Below are 16,700 nucleotides of genomic sequence, written 5' to 3' on the forward strand. Positions count from 1 at the left end.
GCCTGCTCGTCAGTCGCCGGCGCCTGCGGGCACGGGGGCTTCGGCAGTCCCTCCGGACCCGCGGTCGCTTCCCTGGCGCCCCTCGCCCGCGTCATCGTCGTCCGCGGCGGGGCGCTGCGTCTGTTCCCTGAGTTCCGCGATGGCGGCCTCGAAGTCCTCCGGCGAGTCGAACGCCCGGTAGACGGACGCGAACCGCAGATAGGCCACGAGGTCCAGCTCCTGCAGCGGGCCGAGAATGGCCAGCCCCACGTCGTGGGTGGTCAGTTCGGCGCTTCCGGTGGCCCGCACCGCCTCCTCGACCCGCTGGCCGAGCTGGGCGAGTGCGTCCTCGGTGACAGGCCGTCCCTGGCACGCCTTGCGGACGCCATTGATGACCTTGGTACGACTGAAGGGTTCGGTGACTCCGGACCGCTTGACCACCATGAGCGAGCACGTCTCCACCGTCGTGAATCGACGGGAGCAGTCCGGACACTGGCGGCGCCTGCGGATCGACGTACCGTCATCGGTCGTACGACTGTCGACGACACGGCTGTCGGGGTGCCTGCAGAAGGGGCAGTGCATCGAACTCCAACCCTCCTTCACAGCACGACTCAATAGCCTCGACAGGCCACTTGGGCCCCTCGAAGCAGTCCCCAGCATAGGCGATGATCAGACCCCGGAGGACCCGGGGGACCACAACTTCTGGGCTGCTATTGCCATCCAACCACTAGATCTGGGGTTTGGTCGTAAATTTTCCTCGCGCGTGCGTGTCGCTTCCCCCGAGCGCGCATGGCGCATCGATCTCGACATGTGCCGCACACCCATACCGGCGCCGGGGCCTGCGGGGATAACGTGGGCGCCGCACAACAGAGGCCGGTACCCGGTTGACGGGACACCGGGTGGCAGACTGGGCGCCGACCCACGAGGTCATCGCCCCGGCGGCGAAGAGTACAGCAATCAGCCGTTTTGTCCGCCAGATGCAGTGTTGGTCATACACCCAAACACATGATCACGCCAGGCGATTCGCAATCTTTCACTCGAACGTGTGTTTGGCGCAACCTTTCGAAAGCAACTACCGTTGTCCAGCAGGGAGACGAACGAGAGGGGCCAACCGTGACCACCACCGCAGACAGCGCCACCATCACTGCCCAGGACCGCTCCCAGGGCCGACTCGAGCCGGTGCATGCCATGAATGAAGCGTTGAATCAGGAGGGACCCAAGCCCACGCGCTCCCTGCCGGGCCGACCTCCGGGAATCCGGGCGGACAGCTCCGGACTCACCGACCGGCAGCGCCGGGTGATCGAGGTCATCAGGGACTCCGTGCAGCGGCGCGGGTACCCGCCGTCGATGCGGGAGATCGGGCAGGCCGTGGGCCTCTCCAGCACCTCCTCGGTCGCACACCAGCTGATGGCACTCGAACGCAAGGGTTTCCTGCGGCGCGACCCGCACCGGCCCCGTGCCTACGAGGTCCGAGGGTCCGACCAGTCCACCGTCCAGCCCACCGACACGGCAGGCAAGCCGGCCGCGTCGTATGTCCCGCTGGTCGGCCGGATCGCCGCCGGTGGCCCGATCCTCGCCGAGGAGTCGGTCGAGGACGTGTTCCCGCTGCCCCGGCAGCTGGTCGGAGACGGCGAGCTGTTCGTCCTGAAGGTCGTCGGTGACTCGATGATCGAGGCCGCGATCTGCGACGGGGACTGGGTGACGGTCCGCCGCCAGCCGGTCGCCGAGAACGGCGACATCGTGGCCGCGATGCTGGACGGCGAGGCCACGGTCAAGCGCTTCAAGCGCGAGAACGGCCATGTGTGGCTGCTGCCCCACAACTCCGCGTACCAGCCGATTCCCGGCGACGAGGCGACCATCCTCGGCAAGGTCGTGGCGGTGCTGCGGCGGGTGTGAGTACCCGCGGGCGGAACACCCTCCGCCCCCTGATCCGGGCCCCGGAACCACCTGCGCCGGTTTCGGGGCCCTGTGCTGTGCCCGGCCGATGCCGGGGACAGCACAGTCGTCTACTCGCTCTCTGCCTTCCGTGCCGCCTCGTCGATCGTGGCCAGCGACCGCCGTACCTGGTTACGGTCCGTCGTGTACCAGAAGTCGGGCAGTGACGCCTTCAGATAGCTGCCGTAACGGGCCGTGGCCAGGCGCTGGTCCAGTACGGCTACTACGCCGCGATCCCCCATCGCTCGTACGAGGCGGCCGGCGCCCTGGGCCATGAGCAGTGCCGCGTGCGTGGCGGCGACGGCCATGAAGCCGTTGCCCCCGGCGTCCTCGACGGCCTTCTGGCGGGCGCTCATCAGCGGGTCGTCCGGGCGTGGGAAGGGGATCTTGTCCATGACGACCAACTGGCAGCTGGCGCCGGGGACATCGACGCCCTGCCAGAGCGAGAGAGTGCCGAAGAGGCAGGTTTTCGGGTCGGCCGCGAAGTTCTTGATCAGCTCGCCCAGGGTCTCCTCGCCCTGGAGGAGGATCGGGAACTCGGGGATGCGGGAGCGCAGTTCCTCGGCCGCCAGCTGAGCGGCCCGCATCGACGAGAAGAGCCCGAGCGTCCGGCCACCCGCCGCCTGGATCAGCTCCGTCAGCTCGTTCAGCATGTCCGTGCGGTCGCCGTCGCGTGCGGGACGCGACAGATGCTTGGCGACGTACAGGATGCCCTGCTTCGGGTAGTCGAAAGGCGAGCCGACGTCGACGCCCTTCCACTGCGGGACGTCCTCGCCCTCCGTGCCCTCGGGAGCCAGCCCCAGCGAGGCCCCGATTCCGTTGAAGTCGCCGCCGAGCTTCAGTGTCGCCGAGGTGAGGACCACGGAACGGTCCGCGAAGAGCTTCTCCCTGAGGAGGCCCGACACGGACATCGGCGCTACGCGCAGGGAGGCTCCGAAGCGGTCATGGCGCTCGTACCAGACGACGTCCCACTCGGAGCCGTTCGTGATCCGCTCGGCCACGTCGTGGATCGACTCCACGGAGGCGAGTGCCTGTTTGCGTACCGCGTCCTCGTCGCCGACGGACTTGTCGCGTGTCGCCCCCATCGCCGAGATCACCGTACGGGCGGCGTCGCGCAGTGCCATCAGCGCGTACCCGAGGTCCTCCGGGATCTCCTCCAAGCGGCCCGGCAGGGCCAGCTCCATCAGACGCTCGAAGCCCTCGGCGGCGGTCTGGAGCTGGTCGGCGGCCTTCTCGTTGACGAGCTTCGCGGCGCGGCGCACGGCTCGGTTGACCTGGCCGGGAGTGAGCTCGCCGGTCGCGACTCCGGTGACGCGGGAGACCAGCTCATGAGCCTCGTCGACGATCAGCACCTCGTGCTGCGGCAGGATCGGGGCGTCGTCGATGGCGTCGATCGCGAGAAGCGCGTGGTTGGTGACGACGACCTCGGCGAGTTTGGCGCGCTCGCGGGCCATCTCGGCGAAGCACTCCGCGCCGTACGCACACTTCGAGGCACCCAGGCATTCCCTGGACGACACGGAGATCTGCGACCAGGCCCGGTCGGAGACTCCGGGGGTGAGGTCGTCACGGTCGCCGGTCTCGGTGTCGTCCGCCCAGTCCCGCAGCCGCAGCAGGTCCTGGCCCAGCTTGCTGGTGGGCGCGGCCGCCTCGAACTGATCGAAGAGGCCCTCCTCCTCGTCCTGCGGCATGCCCTCATGGAGGCGGTGCAGGCACATGTAGTTCGACCGGCCCTTGAGCATCGCGAACTCGGGGCGGCGGCGCAGCAGCGGATGCAGCGCGTCGACCGTGCGCGGAAGGTCCCGCTCCACGAGCTGCCGCTGGAGCGCCAGGGTGGCCGTCGCCACGACGACTCTCTCCCCGTGTGCGAGCGCGGGCACCAGGTAGCCGAGCGACTTGCCGGTGCCCGTGCCCGCCTGGACCAGCAGATGGGAGCCGGCGTCGATGGCCTCCGCGACGGCTTCGGCCATGGTCACCTGGCCAGGGCGCTCCGTACCGCCGACGGCTGTGACGGCGGCATGCAGGAGTTCAGGGAGTGAGTGCTCTGTCATAGCGCGTCCACCCTACGGCGCCGCACTGACACCCGGGCGATCAATGCCGGGGTCGGGCGTGCGATCAAGCGGCCGAGAACCGGATCGGGTTCGACTGGGAACCGGATCGGGTCGAGCGGTGTACCAGAAGTGATGGCGCTACAGCACATCGCGCAGGGTCCGGTCTCGGACCATGAGGGCGGCCCGTTTGTCGGGCAGGTCGACCTCGGCGGAGAACCGGAAGCCGGCGCTCAGGAAGGCGGACACAGAGGGGGTGTTGCGAAGATCGGGTTCCGCGACGACGCGTGCGCACGAGGGGCGCCGGTCGAGTACGAGGTCGGAGACGGCTCTGAGCAGTGCTGAGCCAAGTCCCCGACCGCGGTTGGCGACAGCACCGATGAGGAGGTGGATTCCGGTGTCATGGAGACGAGCGGGATAGTGGCGGGCCAGTGGGTCGAGGTCCGCGCGGTAGATCTCCCAGTAGCTCATCGGCGTGCCGTCCAGCACGCCGAGACAGGGAACGCTGCGGCCGTCCCCGTCGAGCTGGGCGCTCAGGTGATCCGCGGTGACCGTCTCGGGTCCGGCCAGCTCCCAGAACGCCGCGACGGCGGGGTCGTTCATCCAGCGGCTGATGAGCATCAGGTCACGGTCGATGCGTACGGGGACGAGGTGGAGCAGGCCGACGGGGCTGGCGATGGGACCCCATCCGCCGATGCCGTCGAGCAGGTCGTCACCGGTCGGGGTGACGGGGCCGGGCTTCGCCGTGCTCTTCCCTCCGCCCTGTTCCGCTGCACGCTCGGCTGCCCTGGCTGCTTCGGCCTCCTCGGCGAAGAGCGCGACGAGTTCGTCGGGCAGACGCAGGTCGAGTGTGTCCTGGCTGTCCGCGTCCGGGCCCGTGTCGCTGCCGAGGGAGGTGATGGGGGCGGAACCGGCGTCGGTGCTCGCATCGGTGGGAGGCACGGCGACGCTCCTCTCAGGAGATGGGGTGGGTCATGTTCCTCAGGAATGAAGGGGGTTGGCGATGGTGACGTAGACGGACTGGGTGTCGACCGGGCCGATGAGTTCGTCGAGCCCGTGCAGCCGGGTCAGCAGGTTGGCCTTGCAGCGCAGTACGGGTGAGTCGAGCAGACAGACGGGCAGGGGTGTACGCAGTCGTGCGGGGCCGGAGGCGACGTCGGCGAGGAAGTGGCGGAAGGCAGCGAGCAACAACCGCTCGTCAGCGAGGTGTTGGGAGCCGAAAGCGCCGATGAGGCCGAGCACGTTGTTGATGGCGAGGTAGTAGGCGAAGCGTTCGTCGGTGACCTCGTCGGAGACGAAGGTGTCACTGTGCTCGCCGATGCCGGAGAGCCGTTTGTCCAGCTCCGCGCGCCGGGACTCGCGGAAGTAGTAGCCCTGGTTGTCGCGGTAGCGGCCGCCGACGGGCCAGCCCTGCGGGTCCAGCAGGACCAGGGTGTTCTGCTGGTGGGCCTCCAGCGCGATGCCCGCCTCGCTGTCCAGCCAGAGGACGGGGCGGATCACCTGTTCCAGGTAGCGGAGGAACCACTCGGTGGTGACAGCGCCGCGCGAGCGTCCGGTGTGCCCGGCGAGACGGGTGACGATCTCGGTGAGCCGTGATCGCATCGTGGGCCTGCCCTGCCCGGAGCCGGACGGTTCGCCGGGCGGGTCCTGAGGCCTGACCGAGACGAGTCCGGCGATACAGGAGACGGAGTCCGTCGGCGTGAACGGGTTGTGGCGGATCATCACGTCGAGCCCGGGCACGGGGTTGCCGTCCGGGTCGTCGACGGCGAGCCAGGCCGGGTCGCGGACGATGTCGAAGCCCGGGTGTGCCGCCCGCCACTGTTCGGCGAGGCCTGCACGCAGCAGGCGGTGGACTTCGACACCGCGGTGGAGTTCCTTGCGGAGGTTCTCCCGGCGGGAGTTGGTGATGCCCAGGCCCAGCGAAAGCTTCAGCATCGCGGGGGCGCCGGGGCGGTAGAGGGTGCGTACGGAGGAGGTGGGGTGCCAGGCGTCGCCATGGGGGCCGAGGTCCTGGAGCAGACCGGCGTCCAGCAGTTGCGCCGTTGCGGAGCGGTGGCGGACCTCGCGGATCTGCCAGGGGTGCATCGGGAGCGCGGCGTACCCGTCGGGCAGCGGCAGTCCGGGGCCGGCGAGCCGGGCGGTGAGTTGCTGAGCGGGTACGGGGCGGCCACGCTCGGTCCAGGCCGAGTCGGTGGCGAGTACGGAGGGAGTGACAGCCATCCAGTGCAGGGGGAAGGAGCCGCGTGACTCGGGTGAGTAGAGCCGGGTTTCGGCCTCGGAGAGTCCCTCGCGGCTCTTCGGGGTGGGGTGCAGCGGGTGACCGAGCATGAGCGACTGTTCGGCGGAGAGGAAGAGGTCCGGGCCGTCGGCGGGGTGCTCCCTGCGGTCGCTGATGAACAGGACGGTGCGCTGAGCGGAGTCGGCCACGCGGCGCACCAGATCACCGCTGTCGCCGGCCCCGGCCTCCGCCCTGCCCTCCGTACCGTCCGCCTGGGTCTCTCGTCCGAGGAGCGCCGCCAGCGTGGCCGCGTCTGTGGGGGGTGCCTGATGGGGGGCGTCGGAAAGGTGGGGGAGGCCGAGGCGGTGCCAGCCTGTCGGGGACCAGTAGTGCACCGGGACGACCAGGGCAGTGCCGCTGGCCGGGAGTTGGATGCGGAGGATGCCGTCCTTCGGAGCGGCGAGGTCGTTCTCCCGTACCCAGCAGCGGAGCAGGTTCTCCATGGCTGCCGCCTGGGCCGCGGTGTGCGGATCGGGGTGGTCCAGCGGATCCAGACCTGCTGCGACACCGCGCAGCCGTGCGGAGTCTCCGGGCGCGGGCCCGGGCCGTCCCTGCTGACTGGGGATGGATTCTGCACCCGGGCCCGGCTCGACGGTACGGGTGTCGGTGTGGCTGTGGGGTGCAGGGATGGCGTTCAAGTGAGTTCCTTGGGAGGTGGTTCAGGGTCGTGCCGCGACGAACTGGGGTTGTTCCGGGCTTCGTTGGACTTGGGCGTTTCGTGGTTGCTTCGGGTGGTGTGATGTCGGCGTCCGAGTGGCGCCTGCGTGGAGGTCGGGCCGCTCGGCGACGCCCTGCGGTATCACCGTGCGGCGGCCTGTCCGGCCCACTCGGCCCGTTCCGCACGCCCGGCCGACCCGCCGTACTCGGCATGCCCGCCATGCTCAACGCCGCGTGCCCACAGGTCAGTTGGTGCCGCCGCGACCGAGGCGACCGCGTCCGACAAGCGGTCGAGCACCGCGTTCGCCTGCTCGTCGGTGATGGTCAGGGGCGGGAGCAGCCGTACCACGCTGGAGTGTCGTCCGCCGAGTTCCACGATCAGCCCGCGGCGCAGGCACTCCCGCTGGACGGCGACCGCCAGATCGGGGGCGGCGGGACGCGGCCCGCCGACGGTGCTCCCGGCCTGGGCGTCGACCTCGGCGACGGGCTCGGGTGGTTGCTCCGGGTCCACGAGTTCGACGCCGATCATCAGTCCTCGTCCGCGTACGTCACCAATGCAGGGGAAGTCGGCTGCCAGGCCGCGCAGTTGGGCCAGCATGCGTGCGCCGAGGAGGGCGGCGCGCTCGGCGAGACGGTTCTCACGGACGTACGCGAGGGTCGCCGCGCCGGCGGCCATGGCGAGCTGATTGCCGCGGAACGTACCGGCGTGGGCGCCGGGTTCCCATACGTCGAGGTCATCGCGATAGACCACGACGGCCAGCGGCAGGCTGCCGCCAATGGCCTTGGAGAGGACCATCACGTCGGGTGTGATGCCACTGTGTTCCACCGCCCAGAAGGCGCCGGTCCTGCCGACGCCCGTCTGGATCTCGTCGGCGATCAGGGGGATGGAGCGGGCGGACGTGATGTCCCGCATCCGCCGCATCCAGTCGTCGGGCGCCGGAATCACGCCGCCCTCGCCCTGCACCGGCTCCAAGATCATCCCGGCGGGTCCGGGCACCCCGGACTTGGGGTCGTCGAGGAGGGACTCCGTCCAGCGCGCGGCGAGTTCGGCTCCTCGCCCGCCGCCGACGCCGAACGGGCAGCGGTAGTCCTGCGGATAGGGCAGGCGCGCGACCCGTACATCCGACGCGCCCCCGGATGCTTCGAGCGCCCCCGCGGTCATCCCGTGGTAGGCGCCGGAGAAGGCGACCACCCCGGTGCGCCCGGTCGCGGCGCGCGCCAGCTTGAGGGCGGCTTCGACCGCGTCTGTGCCGGCGGGCCCGCAGAACTGCACGCGCGCGTGGTCGGCGAAACCGGGCGGCAGCGTACGGAACAGCTCGGTGGTGAACGTGTCCTTGACAGGTGTGGCCAGATCGAGGACGTGCAGCGGCGCCCCCGAGTCGAGGACCTTTCTGATCGCTTCCAGCACGACGGGGTGGTTGTGCCCGAGGGCCAAGGTCCCCGCGCCCGAAAGGCAGTCCAGGTAGCGCGATCCGTCGGCTCCCTCGATCGTCAGCCCACGCGCCCGGACGGGCACGATCGGCAGGGCGCGCGCATAGGTGCGCGCCGCGGACTCGCGCGCCGACTGCCGTCGCAGAATCCCCTCGTGCGCCAAGGGCGCGAGCTCGGCCTCGCGCATCGCGGGCGCCACGTCGGGCGCAGACTCGGTCACGGCCACGTTGTCGGTCCTCCCGCTGTCCAGAGGCGAGTTGCTCGGCCACCCGAGCGGGCGGCAGGGGATGCACGCAGGCGGAACGCCACCCGTACGTACCAACGACATGGACCCCGAGGGGCAACGGCGGGGCGAAGATCCTTGCCGCGGCGAGACTGCCGAGTGTCAGTGCTTCCGAGGAGAGCGGCAAGGAGCAGGGCAGCGAGAGCGGTGACGGATGTGTAGCGATCGGTGAGCCGGGACCGGATGCGCGACCCTGGCCTGGGAGTGCACGTCCGACTCAATGAGTTCAGGTCAGGCCGCTCACCGTGGTCCTTCCGGGGACGTCAGCCGCAGCACGGTGCCCTCCCCGTTGGCCGAGAGGAGCAGTGTGTCGTCCGGGGCGACGGCGAGTCCGGCGAAGCGGCGGGCCAGGCCGGGCATGCCGCCCGCGAACAGGGCGGGTTCGGCGCGGGGCACGACGCCCGGCGGTGGGCCGACCGGCAGATCCTCGGCGTCGATCCGGGACTCCCCCGTCGTCAGCGAGATCGCCCGCAGCCTGCGCTGCCCGGTCTCCACCGTGAACAGCTCGTCGCCCAGGACCACCAGCCCTTGCGGTGCGCCGAGCCCCTCCGCGACGACCGTCGGTTTCCCGTCCTCCTCGATCCTCAGTACGGCACCCCGCCGCTCGTCGCTGACATAGCAGCGCCCCTCCGCGTCGAAGGCCACGTCCACGGGCTGCTCGAAGCCCTCGGCAAGCACGGTGACGGCATCGCTCGCGTCCACGGCCACGACCCGCCCGGCGCCCGCCTCCGCGACGACGAGCGAACCGTCCGGCCCGACCGTGATGCCCAGGGGCCGGTTCAGTCCGGTGGCCCGTGTCCGGGTGGTCTTCTGCGCCGGGTCGTACGTCTGCACCTGCCCGAACTGCGAGGTGAGGTGCAGGAGTTCACCGTCGGTGGTGATGCCGTGGGAGAAGTGCAGCAGGGCCTCGGTGGTCACGCCACCGGGCTCGCCCCCGGCAGAGCCCGTGCGGTGTGGTTCGCCCTCGTGGGACAGTGCCGGGCTCGCCACCCGGTAGTGGTCGGCGGCGTACACCGTGCCGCCCAGATCGATCGTGACTCCGTACGGCCCGTCGAAACCGCGCGGCACGAGCTCACGCGTCCGCCCGTCGGGATGCATCTCGGTGACCCCGCCGCTGGCGTAGCTGGAGACGAACATACGGTTCTCGGCGTCGAACGCCGCGTTGTCCAGGCCGACCACCCCACTGGTGACCAGCGCCCGCGACCCGCTGCCGTGCAGGTCGATGCGGGTGACGATGCCCTCAGGGCCCCGGGACAGGACGTGCAGGACCCCACCTTGGTCGAACCGCACGGCGACCGGCTGGTGGACGTCGTCCGCGACCACCTCGGGCGCGCCCCCGTCCGGCGGGATCCGCCAGACCTGGCCGGTGAGCAGGGGGTTCGGGCCGCTCATCATGTGCGGGTAGTAGAGGTGGCCGTCCGGGCCGAGCTGCATCGCGTTGCCGAGGGCCAGCCCTTCGGTGAGGACCACGGGGTCGCGGCCGTCCGGGAAGAGCTCCATCAGACGGCCGTCGGGCTTCATCTCGTTCACGAACAGCCGGTCGCCGACACAGGTGATGCCGTTCGGGTTCGTCACGTCGTCGGAGACGAGCGTGTACTCGCCCCGCGGGCTGCGGCGCCACACCCGCCCCGGAACCAGGTCGGCGATGTACATCGAGCCGTCCGCCCCGAAGGCGAGGTCGTCCGGCGACTGTACGGGGCTGTCCATCGGCACGATCACGTCGACGTCCCCGGTGGCGGGGTCGACGGCGCTGATCTGGCCGGCCAGGAACTGAGCGACGTACAGCCGCCCGTCGGGCCCGAAGGCGACGCCGTTGGAACCCCACAGCCGGTTGGGCAAGTTGAGCCGCTCGGCCTGCCAACGAGCGCTGGTGACCTGCCGGTTGCCGGTGTCGTCGAACCGGCTGGAAGACACGTTGTTCATGCCGGCTGCTCCGTCTCTCCGAGGACCTCGTCCATGCCGCCGTCCTCGCGCCAGCGGCGGAGCAGCTCGTGGAAGGCGACCGGCCCGTCGCCGTACGACTCGCTGCGCTGCCGCGGCTTGCCTTCGTTGTTGTAGTAGCCGGGGGTGCACTCGGCCTGGAACTTGTGCAGGTCCGCGGCCTTCTCATGGATCGTGGCCGCCCAGGCGTCCTGGGCCTCGGCGGTCGGCTCGACGTACCGGGCCTGCCGCTTGCGCGCCTCGGTGACGATCTCGGCGACGTGGGTCGCCTGCTCGTCGAGGATGTGCACGTAGTTCACGGCGGAGGCGTTCTGCAGCGGGCCGAGTGAGAAGAGGTTGGGGAAGCCGCCCATGGTGAACCCGTGCAGCGTCTTCACGCCGCCGGTCCTCCAGGATTCCAGCAGATTGATGCCGCCCCGGCCGTACACCGGCAGCTGCCCGGACAGGATCCCCGACACCCCGACCTGGAAGCCGGTCGCGAAGACGACGCAGTCGACCTCGTACTCGGTGTCGCCGACCACGACGGCGTCCTCGGTGATCCGCTCCACTCCGTGGGTGTCGGCTGTGTCCACCAGCGTCACATCGGGCCGGTTGAACGTGTCGAGGTAGGTGTCGCTGAACGTGGGCCGCTTGCACATGTAGCGGTACCACGGCTTGAGTTTCTCCGCTGTCTCCGGATCCTCGACGATGGAGTCCACCCGGGCGCGCAGCTCATTCATCTTCATGAAGTCGGCGATCTCGTAGGCGTGTTCCCGCTCCTCGGCCGGCACGTCCGCGTACGCGTTGGTCGGGACGAGCTTCTCCTGCAACCGGGCGCTGCTGGTCCAGGCGTCGTTCACCAGGTCCTCGTCCACCCGGATGCCGGTGACGATCTTCAGGAAGTTCTCCATCCGCCGCTTCTGCCAGCCCGGCTCCAGCGACCTGGCCCACTCCGGGTCCGTGGGGCGCTGGCCGCGCACGTCCACCGTGGAGGGCGTGCGCTGGAACACGTACAGGTGTCCGGCGTCACGGCCCAGGTGCGGGACGACCTGGATCGCGGTCGCGCCGGTGCCGATGACGGCGACATGCTTGCCGGCCAGCTTGTCCAGGCCGCCGTTCGCGTCGCCGCCCGTGTAGTCGTAGTCCCAGCGGCTGGTGTGGAAGACGTGTCCCTTGTACGTCTCGATGCCAGGGACGGCGGGGAGTTTGGGCATGCTGAGCGTTCCGCTGGAGATCACCACATAGCGGGCCCGCATCCGGTCCCCGCGGTCCGTGCTGACGATCCACTCCAAGTCGGTGTCGTCCCAGCGCAGTTCGTTCACCTGGGTCTGGAAGCAGGCGTCGTCGTAGAGGTCGAAGTGCCGCCCGATCGCCATCGCGTGCTGCCGGATCTCCTCCCCCGGCGCGTACTTCCACTTCGGGACATAGCCGAGTTCCTCCAGCAGCGGCATATAGATGTACGACTCGATGTCGCAGTGGATGCCCGGATACCGGTTCCAGTACCAGGTCCCGCCGAAGTCGCCGGCCTGCTCGATCACCCGGATCGACTCCACGCCCGCCTGCCGCAGCCGCGCCCCGGCGAGCAGCCCGCCGAACCCGCCGCCGATCACCACCGCCTCGACCCGGTCGTGCAACGGCTCCCGGGCGACGAACTCGGTGTACGGGTCATCGGCGTACGAGCCCAGGCCGGTGAGGCGCCGGTACTGCTGGTTGCCGTCGGGACGGATCCTGCGGTCGCGCTCGGCGCGGTACTTCGCACGCAGGGCGTCGGGGTCGAAGCCCAGCTCCTCGGGAGTCGAGGAGTGTCCGGCGGACTGTGGGGAGGTGGACATGCATGTGCCCTTTCTGCTGTCCGAGGTGACGCACAGGTGATGTGCTCGGGTGGGGGGAACTGCTGATCGGAGTGGAACGCCGGGGTGAACTGCGGCACATATGCAAGCAGGGCTAGCTGACAGCCTTCGGTCGCTTTCCGGACAGAAACCTGACATGGCGGAGATCACAGCCCGCTGAGACACGAGCGGACTCGATACGTGTCAGACCCAGCGAACTGTCGGCGACGACGCACTCGGGCAGCCGAGCCAGTAGCCGAAGCCCCGCCGGGTGTGGATCAGGGCCGGCCCCTCCTGGTCCGCCCTGCCTCGCTGCCTCGACCTGGCAGCCCGCCGGCTTCAGCGCACTGGTGAGGGCTTCGGACACGTCGGGACCCTCGGCGCCGGCGACCAGGGCGTGCTGACCTTCGCGGGGCGCGGGCGAGGATTTCTCGCGGGTGCCAGGTGGTGTGGTCATGGATCTACCGTACGAGCGCTTGCCTAAGTCAAGCAGCAGCTTATCGGAAATTGCTTGACGCAAGTAAAGCGCGTCGTCAGTCGCGCCCGCTACTGGCCGGAGTGGGTCGACTGGCCGTAGGTACAAGGGAGTTGGTCGAGGCGAAGGTGCGTTGCCGACCGTGTTGCCTGCTCAGGGCTTGCCGTCGATCGACAGGTTTCCTTAGCGTTGGCGTGTGAGCAGCACCAAGCAGGGCCCGGGAAACCTGCCGGCGGCCTTCACGACGTTCGTGGGCAGACGGCAGGACATCGCCGAGATCCGCCGCCGCCTCGGCGCGGCGAGGCTGCTGACGCTGACCGGAGTGGGCGGGGTGGGCAAGACGCGGCTGGCGCTGGAGGTGGCCGCGGCCGTGCGGAAGGGCTTCGCGGACGGGGTGTGGCTGGTGGATCTCGCCCCGGTGCAGAACCCTGCGACGGTGCCGGGGGTCGCCGCCACCGCTCTCGGCGTGCCCGATCTGTCGGCCAGGCCCGTGATCGAGCAGCTCGCGGGGTTCCTGGCCACGCGCCAGTGCCTGATCGTGCTGGACAACTGCGAGCATCTGGTCGACGCCTGTGCCGAGTTGGTCGACACGCTGCTGTCGGCCGCCCCCGGCCTGCGCATCCTCACCACGAGCAGGCAGACTCTCGGCATCGTCGGGGAGCACGTCTTCACTGTCGCGCCACTGTCCGTGCCGGACGAGGCGGTGGAGCTGCTGCGCGACCGGGCCGCGGCCTGCCGACCGGAGTTCGAGGTCACCGACGCCAACCGGGCCGCCGTCACCCGGCTGTGCGCCCACCTGGACGGGCTGCCGCTGGCCATCGAGCTGGCCGCCTCCCGGCTGCGTACCCTCTCCGTCGATCAGGTGGCGGATCGGTTGGAGGACCGCTTCGCCCTGCTCACCGGCGGCAGCCGGACCGCCCGCCCCCGCCAGCGGACCCTGCGCGCACTCATCGACTGGAGCTACGAGCTGTGCGCGCCCGACGAGCGGCTGCTGTGGAACCGGCTGTCCGTCTTCGCCGGCGGCTTCGGCCTGGACGCCGCCGAAGCCGTGTGCGCGGGGGACGGCATCGCGCCCCGGGACGTGCTGGATCTGCTCGACCGGCTGGTCGCCCAGTCCGTCGTCCTCATCACCGAGCGGGAGGGCCAGCCGCGCTACTGGCTGCTGGAGACCATCCGCCAGTACGGCGGACAGCGGCTCACCGAGTCCGGCGAGGAGGAGCGGATACGGGCCCGGCACCGCGACTTCTATCGTCGACTCGCCGAGCGCATCGCCGAGGGCTGGTACGGCGCCGGGCAGGAGGAAGGCCTGGCCCGGCTGCGCGCCGAACACGGCAATCTCCGTACGGCGCTGGAGCACAGCGATCCACAGACGGCCCTGGCGCTGGTCGCCGCGCTGCGGTTCCACTGGTGCGCCGACGGGTTCCTCGGCGAGGGACGGCGCTGGCTGGACCGGGCGCTTCAGGCGGCCCCCGAGCCGACCCCCGCCCGGGCCAGAGCGCTGTGGGTGGCCGCCTGGGCCGCCCTGCTCCAGGGCGACCACCCTGCCGCGGACCGGGCGCTGGCGGAGGCCGGGGAGTTGGGCGCCCGGCTGGAGGACCCGGTGGTGGGGGCGTACGTCCAGGGCTTCAGGGGCACGTCGGCGCTGTTCCGGGGGCATCTGGCGGAGGCCGTGTCCTCGTACGAGCGGGCGGTGGCCGCGCACGAGGCGGTGGGCGACGGTCCGGGAGCCCTGTTCTCCTTGTTCCAACTCGCCGTGGCACAGGCCCACATGGCCGACCCGCAGGCCGAGCGAACCGGGCGGCGCGCGGTGGCCGCCGCCGAGGCGCACGGCGAGCGGTGGTGCCGCTCCTACGCGCTGTGGGCGCTCGGCCACGACGCCTGGGTGCGCGGCGACCCGGAGTCGGGTACGGCCCTGACGCGGGCCGGTCTTAACATCCAACGGGGCTTCAACGACTACGCCGGTACGGCGCTGATGATGGAGCTGCTGGCCTGGATCACCGCCTCCGGGGGCGACCACGAGCGGGCGGCGCGACTGCTGGGAGCTGTTCGGCCCCTGTGGCGGGACATCGGCACGACCATCGCGGCGTTCGGCCCGCACCTGGCGGATCGGCACGAGCAGTGCGAACGGATGGTCGTAGTGGCCCTGGGCCCAGAGGCGTACGAGAAGGCCCTCGCCGAGGGCGGCCGGCACGACCGGCCCGCGCGAGCCATCGCCTACGCCCTCGACAGTCGGCCGGACCCCGGTACCGGCGCCGAGTCGCAGCCCGGGCCCGGTCCGCTGACCCGCCGGGAGCGCGAGGTGGCCGCACTGGTGGCCCAGGGGATGAGCAACCGCCGTATCGCCGCCGCCCTGGTGCTGTCGCCGCGCACGGTCGACGGCCACGTGGAGCACATCCTGGCCAAGCTCGGCTTCGGCTCTCGTACGCAGATCGCGGCGTGGGTGGCGCAGAAGCAGCAGCGGGGGAATCCGGAGCAGGTGAATCAGGTACCCACCCCGTAGTTCCACCTGTATCCCCGGGCGTGCCCCGCGCCGATGGTGGTCGGCATGGTGCACATCGAGGTGGACGGGAGCCGCTGTGACGGCTTCGGATTCTGTGAGCAGGCCGCGCCCGAGGTCTTCGGGCTCGACGACGACGGCGTGGTCACCGTCCTGGTGGCCGAGGTCCCCGACGAGCTGTCGGAGAAGGCCGAGGCGGCCACTCGGGCTTGTCCCGTGGCGGCGCTGAGGATCGGCCGATGAGGGCGGTGGTGGTAGGCGGCTCGCTCGCCGGAGTGACTGCCGTCGACGAACTGAGGGCGCGGGGCTGGGACGGGGCGATCACCCTCATCGGCGAGGAGGCGCAGGCCGCGTACACCCGGCCGCCGCTGTCCAAGGGCGTGCTGAAGGGTACGGAGGACGCCGGCGATGTCCTGCTCCCGCAGCTCGGCGGCAACGTCGAGGTCCTGACCGGCACGCGCGCCACGGGCCTGGACCCGGACACCCGGCGGGTGCGGATGGCGGACGGTGAGGAGATCCCGTACGACAAGCTCGTGATCGCCACCGGGGCGCGGGCCCGCACCCTGGGAGAGCACGGGCTCGTTCTGCGCACGCTGGACGACGCCTTGCGCCTGCGCACCGAACTCGCCAAGGCCGCAAGCCTGTTGGTGGTCGGCGGCGGCTTCCTGGGCATGGAGATCGCCTCTGCTGCCGCCGACCTCGGTCTGGACGTCACCGTCGTCGACGTCCGGGAGCCCTTCCTGACCACGCTGGGGCCCTTCCTCGCCGGGCTGTTCGGCCGGGCCACGCGAGAGCGGGGCGTGCGTACGGTCGTGGCCCCGGACGGCGTGGCTCCGCTGCCGTACGGTGCTCAACTCGCCGACGGCAGGCGGCTGGAGGCCGATCTCGTCGTGACCGCCGTGGGCTGCCGCCCCAACACCGAATGGCTGGCGGGCTCCGGAGTGACCCTGCTCGGCGGGGTCGTGGTCGACGAGCACTGCCGGACCGCCGTCCCGGACGTCATCGCCGTCGGCGACGTCGCCACCTTCCCCACCGGCGACGGCCGCTTCCGGCGTACCCCGCACTGGGACAGCGCGATCGGCCAGGCACGGGCGGGCGTCGCCGCCCTGCTGCACGGGGACGCGGCAGCGCCGTACACCCCGCAGCCGTACTTCTGGACCGAGGCGTTCGGCCTGGCCGTCAAGCTCGCCGGAACCCTGCCCGCCGCCGGGGAGCCGACCGTGCTCAAGGGCTCGGTGGCCGAGCTCTCCGCCCTGCTGCGCTGGGATCACCCGGCCCACCCGGTGGCCGCCGCCCTCAACCACCGCATTCCGGTGGGCCGTTTGCGCGCGCTGGCCGCGTGACACCTGCGTCCTTTCCCACGATTCCCAC

General features: G+C 70.7%; 12 protein-coding genes. 4 read left to right on the forward strand and 8 right to left on the reverse strand.

Features of this window, described 5'->3' with window-relative positions; genetic code table 11:
- Positions 1-9: 9 nt before the first annotated feature.
- The gene (nrdR, locus tag OP79_RS05845; RefSeq protein WP_033318886.1) at positions 10-561 is read right to left on the reverse strand and encodes a transcriptional regulator NrdR; all 552 of its coding nucleotides are present in this window, start codon (positions 559-561) and stop codon (positions 10-12) included.
- A 531-nt stretch (positions 562-1,092) separates the two neighbouring features.
- Here nrdR and lexA point away from each other — a divergent pair.
- Positions 1,093-1,875, forward strand: coding sequence for a transcriptional repressor LexA (gene lexA / locus OP79_RS05850; protein ID WP_033318887.1), 783 nt, complete (start codon positions 1,093-1,095; stop codon positions 1,873-1,875).
- A gap of 110 nt (positions 1,876-1,985) precedes the next feature.
- Here lexA and OP79_RS05855 read toward each other — a convergent pair whose 3' ends face one another.
- From OP79_RS05855 to OP79_RS55195, 7 genes are all read right to left on the reverse strand, one after another.
- Positions 1,986-3,962 (reverse strand): ATP-dependent DNA helicase, encoded by a 1,977-nt coding sequence (locus tag OP79_RS05855; RefSeq protein WP_033318888.1) that lies wholly within the window; start codon positions 3,960-3,962, stop codon positions 1,986-1,988.
- A gap of 138 nt (positions 3,963-4,100) precedes the next feature.
- Positions 4,101-4,901, reverse strand: coding sequence for a GNAT family N-acetyltransferase (locus OP79_RS05860; RefSeq protein WP_033318889.1), 801 nt, complete (start codon positions 4,899-4,901; stop codon positions 4,101-4,103).
- A 39-nt stretch (positions 4,902-4,940) separates the two neighbouring features.
- The gene (locus OP79_RS05865) at positions 4,941-6,875 is read right to left on the reverse strand and encodes an IucA/IucC family protein (protein WP_033318890.1); all 1,935 of its coding nucleotides are present in this window, start codon (positions 6,873-6,875) and stop codon (positions 4,941-4,943) included.
- Positions 6,876-7,036: 161 nt separating this feature from the next.
- Complete coding sequence (locus OP79_RS05870) at positions 7,037-8,512, reverse strand: diaminobutyrate--2-oxoglutarate transaminase family protein (RefSeq protein ID WP_078491635.1); 1,476 nt, start codon at positions 8,510-8,512, stop codon at positions 7,037-7,039.
- Between the two features lie 336 nt (positions 8,513-8,848).
- The gene (locus OP79_RS05875; protein WP_033318891.1) at positions 8,849-10,531 is read right to left on the reverse strand and encodes an NHL repeat protein; all 1,683 of its coding nucleotides are present in this window, start codon (positions 10,529-10,531) and stop codon (positions 8,849-8,851) included.
- Positions 10,528-12,360, reverse strand: a complete 1,833-nt coding sequence (locus OP79_RS05880; protein WP_033318892.1) for a flavin-containing monooxygenase — start codon at positions 12,358-12,360, stop codon at positions 10,528-10,530. The genes OP79_RS05875 and OP79_RS05880 overlap by 4 nt, the downstream gene beginning before the upstream one ends.
- 112 nt (positions 12,361-12,472) lie before the next feature.
- Positions 12,473-12,814, reverse strand: coding sequence for a hypothetical protein (locus tag OP79_RS55195; protein WP_157857283.1), 342 nt, complete (start codon positions 12,812-12,814; stop codon positions 12,473-12,475).
- A 214-nt stretch (positions 12,815-13,028) separates the two neighbouring features.
- Between OP79_RS55195 and OP79_RS05885 the strand changes: the two genes are divergently transcribed.
- Genes OP79_RS05885 through OP79_RS05895 form a run of 3 tightly spaced genes read left to right on the forward strand, consistent with a single transcriptional unit; the run spans position 13,029 to position 16,672 of the window.
- Entirely contained in the window at positions 13,029-15,332 is a 2,304-nt protein-coding gene (locus OP79_RS05885) for an ATP-binding protein (protein ID WP_051744430.1), read from the forward strand.
- 45 nt (positions 15,333-15,377) lie between these two features.
- On the forward strand, positions 15,378-15,572 hold the full coding sequence (locus OP79_RS05890; RefSeq protein ID WP_189324802.1) for a ferredoxin: 195 nt from the start codon (positions 15,378-15,380) through the stop codon (positions 15,570-15,572).
- A complete protein-coding gene (locus tag OP79_RS05895; RefSeq protein WP_033318893.1) occupies positions 15,569-16,672 on the forward strand; it encodes an NAD(P)/FAD-dependent oxidoreductase in 1,104 nt (367 codons plus the stop codon). Before OP79_RS05890 ends, OP79_RS05895 begins: the two co-directional genes overlap by 4 nt.
- Positions 16,673-16,700 lie beyond the last annotated feature (28 nt).

The organism is Streptomyces yerevanensis (assembly GCF_000716805.1).
Lineage (GTDB): Bacteria > Actinomycetota > Actinomycetes > Streptomycetales > Streptomycetaceae > Streptomyces > Streptomyces flaveus.